Origin of the sequence: Pseudomonas sp. GM24 (assembly GCF_000282235.1) — a bacterium.
Classification (GTDB): Bacteria; Pseudomonadota; Gammaproteobacteria; order Pseudomonadales; family Pseudomonadaceae; genus Aquipseudomonas.
In genome coordinates this window covers 1-6,634 of sequence record NZ_AKJR01000118.1, presented here as the reverse complement: position 1 = coordinate 6,634, position 6,634 = coordinate 1, and the positions used below count along the sequence as shown (strand labels likewise).

General features: G+C 59.2%; 5 protein-coding genes. 3 read left to right on the top strand and 2 right to left on the bottom strand.

Features of this window, described 5'->3' with window-relative positions:
* Positions 1-25: 25 nt before the first annotated feature.
* Both PMI23_RS14840 and PMI23_RS14835 read right to left on the bottom strand, forming a co-directional pair.
* Positions 26-1,129: a GlxA family transcriptional regulator gene (locus PMI23_RS14840; RefSeq protein WP_007949927.1), complete on the bottom strand. Its 1,104-nt coding sequence runs from the start codon at positions 1,127-1,129 to the stop codon at positions 26-28.
* A gap of 514 nt (positions 1,130-1,643) precedes the next feature.
* On the bottom strand, positions 1,644-3,020 hold the full coding sequence (locus PMI23_RS14835) for an L-serine ammonia-lyase (RefSeq protein WP_007918301.1): 1,377 nt from the start codon (positions 3,018-3,020) through the stop codon (positions 1,644-1,646).
* A 437-nt stretch (positions 3,021-3,457) separates the two neighbouring features.
* Here PMI23_RS14835 and PMI23_RS14830 point away from each other — a divergent pair, with 437 nt between their 5' ends.
* The 3 genes from PMI23_RS14830 to choV all read left to right on the top strand — a co-directional run bounded on the left by PMI23_RS14830 (position 3,458) and on the right by choV (position 6,489).
* Positions 3,458-4,402: a choline ABC transporter substrate-binding protein gene (locus tag PMI23_RS14830; protein WP_007918300.1), complete on the top strand. Its 945-nt coding sequence runs from the start codon at positions 3,458-3,460 to the stop codon at positions 4,400-4,402.
* Between the two features lie 66 nt (positions 4,403-4,468).
* Positions 4,469-5,314, top strand: a complete 846-nt coding sequence (gene choW, locus PMI23_RS14825; protein ID WP_007918299.1) for a choline ABC transporter permease subunit — start codon at positions 4,469-4,471, stop codon at positions 5,312-5,314.
* Positions 5,311-6,489 carry a choline ABC transporter ATP-binding protein gene (gene choV / locus PMI23_RS14820; protein WP_007918297.1) on the top strand — a complete coding sequence of 393 codons (1,179 nt, stop codon included), beginning with the start codon at positions 5,311-5,313 and terminating at the stop codon, positions 6,487-6,489. The genes choW and choV overlap by 4 nt, the downstream gene beginning before the upstream one ends.
* Positions 6,490-6,634 lie beyond the last annotated feature (145 nt).

Below are 6,634 nucleotides of genomic sequence, written 5' to 3'. Positions count from 1 at the left end.
CTGCCGCAGGCTGCGATCTTTTGCCTTACAGCCTTACGCTGGCAAACGTCGATTCATTACGCGCCTGACTCAACGCCGACATCGGCCCCGACAGCGGCGACATCACAATCGCCTGCGGCAGCGGCAGCATCGCCACTTGCTGGGTGGTGTTGGAACCTACGCGCTCGTCACGCGGCGGAATGCCGAAGTATTCGCGGTAGCACTTGGAGAAGTGCGGCGTCGAGACGAAACCACACACCGACGCCACTTCGATGATCGACATCGGCGTTTGCTTGAGCAATTGCCGGGCGCGGATCAGACGCAGCTTCAAGTAATAGCGCGACGGCGAGCAGTGCAGGTATTTCTGGAACAACCGCTCCAGCTGTCGACGCGACACAGCGACGTACACCGCCAATTCATCGAGGTCGATCGGCTCTTCGAGGTTGGCTTCCATCAGCGCGACGATTTCCTGCAGCTTCGGCTGATTGGTGCCGAGCATGTGCTTGAGCGGCACACGCTGGTGATCTTGTTCATTGCGGATACGTTCGTAGACGAACATTTCCGAGATCGCGGCGGACAGTTCGCGACCATGATCGCGGCTGATCAGGTGTAGCATCATGTCCAGCGGCGCGGTGCCGCCGGAGCTGGTGAAACGGTTACGGTCGAGGGTGAACAAGCGAGTGCTCATGGCCACGCGCGGGAAAGCTTCCTGCATCGCCGCCAGACATTCCCAGTGCACGCTGCAATCGAAACCGTCGAGCAGGCCAGCGCAGGCCAGCGCCCAACTGCCGGTGCACACGGCGCCAAGGCGCTTGGACTGACGCGCCTGGCTTTGCAGCCAGGAAACGTGTTCACGAGTCACGGTACGCTGAATGCCGATACCGCCGCAGACAATCACGGTGTCCAGCGGTGGCGCTTTGTGCATGGACGCGTCGGGAGTGATTTGCAGACCGTCACTGGCCCACACCTGGCCGCCATCGACGGTGAGGGTGCTCCAGCGATACAGCTCGCGACCGGACAATTGGTTGGCCATGCGTAGAGGTTCTACTGCGGAGGCCAGAGAAATCAGCGTGAAATTGTCCAGCAGCAGAAAGCCGATGGATTGAGGCGCACGGTTCTGGGGTTGGGCCCCGGAGTTGAACGACGTCATCGCGGTATCTCCTCACACAAAGCGGGTGATGGCCTCAGGCGGAGGCTCTTGTTATTGCCAGCGTTCTCGCGTGGGAGACGGGCTTTGTTATGACAGAGCAATTGCCATGCCTAAAATTGGATGGCCGTTCAATAACTCCTGAAAACGACGTCGCGACGTGTCTATACGAGACGTCCGACAAAAGGTATTTCGAAGTGCCATCAGCGTGGCTGAAAGCCCTGCCCCGCAGCGTGTGAGCAAATCGGTAGCACTTGTGGGAACTGGCCTGCGCGCGGTTTGGGGGGAGTGTCACCGCAAGCACGGGTGACGGACGGTCAGGGCGCGGATCGTATGTAACAGGTGGGAAAGACTCTTATCTGTTTGCGACGCGCTAAAAGGTGGCGTGATTTATTGTCCGTGTTCACTTGGTGAGCAGTTTTGACTGGTCTGACGCTATCGCGAGCAGGCTCACTCCTACAATTGGAACGCGTTCCCCTGTAGGAGTGAGCCTGCTCGCGATTGGGGCAACGCGGTCTCAGCACTCAACCGCGCTGACCGCCAACCCACCACGCGATGTCTCTTTATATTTGTCATGCATGTCAGCTCCGGTATCACGCATGGTGCGGATCACCCGGTCCAGCGAAATAAAGTGCTGACCATCCCCCCGCAAAGCCATCTGCGCCGCGTTGATCGCCTTCACGGCGGCGATCGCATTGCGCTCGATGCACGGCACTTGCACCAGGCCACCGACCGGATCGCAGGTCAGCCCAAGGTTATGTTCCAGGCCAATCTCCGCCGCGTTGCACAATTGCTCCGGCGTGGCGCCAAGAATCTCCGCCAGCCCCGCCGCCGCCATCGCGCAGGCAGAACCGACTTCGCCCTGACAGCCCACCTCAGCGCCCGAGATCGAAGCATTCTTCTTGCACAGAATCCCCACCGCCGCCGCACCGAGGAAGTAGTCGACCACGTTGGCGTCCGTCACCGCTTCGCTGAACTTCATAAAGTAGTGCAGCACCGCCGGAATGATTCCCGCAGCGCCATTGGTCGGCGCCGTGACCATGCGCCCGCCGGCCGCGTTTTCTTCATTAACAGCCAACGCAAACAGATTGACCCACTCCATCGCGCTCAGCGTCGAGCCGATCACATTGGGTTTGCCCAACTCCTGAAGACTGCGATGCAACTTCGCCGCGCGCCGACGCACATTCAATCCGCCGGGCAGGATGCCTTCGTGTTTCAAACCCTGCTCGACGCAATCCTGCATCGCCCGCCACAGCTTCATCAGCCCGGCGCGGATTTCTTCCTCGCTGCGCCAGACTTTTTCGTTGGCCATCATCAGTTCGGCGACGCGCAGGTTGTTGTTCTTGCACAGCTCCAGCAATTCAACCGCACTGGAAAAGTCGTAGGGCAATTCAGTGCGATCCAGATCAACGACGCCGCTGGACGCCTGCGCTTGATCCACGACAAAACCGCCGCCCACCGAATAGTAGGTGTCGCGGTGCAGTTCGCCGTGATCGCCCTCGGCCACAATCGTCATGGCATTGGGGTGGAACGGCAGGTTCTCGTCGATCAGGCGCATGTCCCGCGCCCAGACAAACGGCACCGACAAACGACCATCCAATAGAAGGGTATGAGTTTCACGCAGGGCCTGGATGCGCGGGCCGATCTGCGACGGGTCGATTGCGTCCGGCCACTCGCCCATCAAGCCCATGATCACCGCGTTGTCGCTGCCGTGACCGATACCGGTAGCAGACAGCGACCCGAACAATTGCACTTCTATACGGCGCACCTGTTCCAGTTGGTGCTTGTCCCGTAGCGACTCGACGAACAACGCCGCGGCGCGCATGGGTCCGACGGTGTGGGAACTGGAAGGGCCGATGCCGATTTTGAACAGGTCGAAAACACTGATAGCCATTGCTGCAGAGCTCCTGAGGATGCCGGTCCGGGACGCAAAAGCGCCCGCTGGCGGAGCTGCTACGCTCAAGCTGCGATCCGCCGGAATGCCCGCATCATCAGGCTTTTGTCCGGACGCACGGCGTCTGACACCGACGCACTCATGTCCACCAGCGCCGCGCCGTTTTCGCCCCGGTTTTTCGCCGTTTTTGTACGGTTCAGATGGCCATTCGGGGCTGAAAAAAGCTGTAAGCGACGTCACTGACACTGGATGCGACCATCCCTGTACTGGATACGACCCCCCCTGTAGGCGTCAGATTTTCACTGGTACATGATCGTTATGACTCGATTGCAAGGCGCCGTGGTAGAGCTGTCTCCAGAACGCCATCCAACCGCAACCTATAAGTGCGGTGGTCCACAGTCGGAACACTGCCAAAAAAAACACCAAGGAGTCCATCCATGAAAGGTTCCCCGTCGTTGTTGTTGGCCGCCATGCTGAGTCTGCCGTTACTGGCGCAAGCTGCAGAACCGGCACAGTGCAGTACCGTTAACTTCTCTGATGTCGGCTGGACCGACATTACCGCCACCACCGCCACCACCTCCGTCGTGCTCAACGCCCTCGGCTACAAGACCAAGACCACCATGATCTCCGTGCCCGTGACCTACAAGTCGCTGGCCGATGGCAAGAACATGGACGTGTTCCTCGGTAACTGGATGCCGACCATGGAAAACGACATCAAGGCCTACCGCGACGCGGGCACCGTGGAAACCGTGCGCACCAACCTCAAGGGCGCCAAATACACCCTCGCCGTGCCGCAAGCCCTGTATGACAAAGGTCTGCATGACTTCGCCGACATCGCCAAATTCAAGAAAGAGCTCGACGGCAAGATCTACGGCATCGAGCCTGGCAACGACGGCAACCGTCTGATCCAGAGCATGATCGACAAGGACGCCTTCGGCCTGAAGACCGCCGGTTTCAAAGTCGTCGAATCATCGGAAGCGGGCATGCTCTCGCAGGTGGATCGCGCGCAAAAACGCGACACAGCGGTGGTCTTCCTCGGCTGGGCGCCGCACCCGATGAACAAGCGCTTCAAGATTCAATACCTGACCGGTGGCGATGATTTCTTCGGCCCCGATTTCGGTGCTGCAACCGTGGCGACCAACACCCGCAAGGGTTACGCCGAGGAATGCAGCAACGTTGGTCAGTTGCTGAAGAACCTGGAGTTCACCGTCGACATGGAAAGCGAACTGATGGGCAACATTCTCGACGACAAGATGAAGCCTGACGCGGCCGCCAAGGCCTGGCTGAAAAAGAATCCACAAGTGCTCGATACCTGGCTCGCTGGCGTGACCACCATTGACGGTAAACCTGGCCTGGAGGCCGTGAAAGCCAAGCTTCAGTAATCGCTTATGCCGGGCGGGTTCGCCCGCCCGGGCTGTTTATTTCCTTGCATGCGGACGTTCACTACCATGCTGATTGATCAGAAAATACCTTTAGGCCAGTACATCGCGGGCTTCGTTGAATGGTTGACGCAACACGGCGCCAACACCTTCGACGCAATCGCCGTGACCCTGGAAACGATGATCCACGGCGTGACGTTTGCGCTGACCTGGTTCAACCCACTGGTCTTGATTGGCCTGATCGCACTACTCGCTCACTTCATTCAGCGTAAATGGGGCCTGACCGCGTTCGTCATCGCCTCCTTCCTGCTGATCCTCAATCTGGGGTACTGGCAGGAGACCATGGAAACCCTCGCCCAGGTCATGTTCGCGACCCTGGTCTGCGTGGTCATCGGCGTGCCGCTGGGCATCGTCGCCGCGCACAAACCGATGTTCTACACGGTCATGCGTCCGGTACTCGATCTGATGCAGACCGTACCGACCTTCGTTTACCTCATTCCTACCCTGACCCTCTTCGGGCTGGGTGTGGTGCCAGGCCTGATCTCCACGGTGGTGTTCGCCATCGCTGCGCCGATCCGCCTGACCTACCTGGGCATCCGCGATGTCCCGCAAGAACTGATGGACGCCGGCAAGGCCTTTGGCTGCTCGCGTCGTCAACTGCTCTCACGGATCGAACTGCCTCACGCCATGCCGAGCATCGCAGCCGGCATCACCCAGTGCATCATGCTGTCGTTGTCGATGGTGGTGATCGCGGCACTGGTAGGCGCCGACGGACTCGGCAAACCGGTGGTCAACGCACTGAACACTGCTGATATCGCCCTGGGCTTCGAAGCGGGCCTGGCGATCGTACTGCTGGCGATCATGCTCGACCGTATCTGCAAACAACCCGACGCCAAAGTAGGGGGTGACGCATGAGCATAATTCGCTTCGAAGACGTCGACGTAATCTTCTCCAAAGATCCACGCGAGGCACTCAAGCTGCTCGATCAGGGCATGACCCGCAACGAGATCCTGAAGAAGACCGGCCAGATCGTCGGCGTGGAAAAAGCCTCGCTGGACATCAACAAAGGCGAAATCTGCGTACTGATGGGCTTGTCGGGTTCCGGCAAGTCGAGCCTGCTGCGCTGCATCAACGGCCTCAACACCGTGAGCCGCGGCAAGCTGTTCGTCGAGCATGAAAACCGCCAGATCGACATCGCCTCCTGCACCCCGGCCGAGCTGAAAATGATGCGCACCAAACGCATCGCCATGGTGTTCCAGAAGTTCGCCCTGATGCCGTGGCTGACGGTGCGCGAGAACATCAGTTTCGGTCTGGAAATGCAGGGCCGTCCGGAGAAGGAACGCAAGAAACTCGTCGATGAAAAACTCGAACTGGTTGGCCTGACCCAATGGCGCAACAAGAAGCCGGACGAACTCTCCGGCGGCATGCAGCAGCGTGTCGGTCTGGCGCGGGCACTGGCGATGGACGCCGATATTCTGCTGATGGACGAACCGTTCTCGGCGCTCGACCCGCTGATCCGTCAGGGTCTGCAGGATGAACTGCTGGAACTGCAACGCAAGCTGAGCAAGACCATCGTGTTCGTGAGTCACGACCTCGACGAGGCGCTGAAACTCGGTAGCCGCATCGCGATCATGAAAGACGGCCGGATCATCCAGTACAGCGTGCCGGAAGAGATCGTGTTGAACCCGGCGGACGACTATGTGCGCACCTTCGTCGCACACACCAATCCGCTCAATGTGCTCTGCGGTCGCAGCCTGATGCGAACGCTGGACAAGTGCAAACGCATCAATGGTTCGGTGTGTCTCGATCCGGGCGGCGATTCGTGGCTGGATCTGGCCGAAGGCAACACCATCAAAGGCGCACGGCAAAATGGTTCGGTGCTGAACCTGCAGAACTGGGCACCAGGGCAAGCGGTGGAAGGCCTGGAGCGCAAGCCGACACTGGTGGACTCGAACATCGGTATGCGTGATGCACTGCAGATTCGTTATCAGACCGGCAACAAGCTGGTGCTGCACGATGACAATCATGTGGTGGGGATCTTGGGCGACAGCGAGTTGTATCACGCGTTGCTGGGCAAGAACCTCGGTTAAGGAGGGATAAAAAAAGGGATCGCGGTGAGCGATCCCTTTTTATTGGGTCAGGAAAAAAGCCCCTCATCGGAACGCCGCCCGCCTAGCCCTCTCCCAGAGGGAGAAGGAACCTACCGAGTTGTACTTTCAAGCTACATCGACCTGA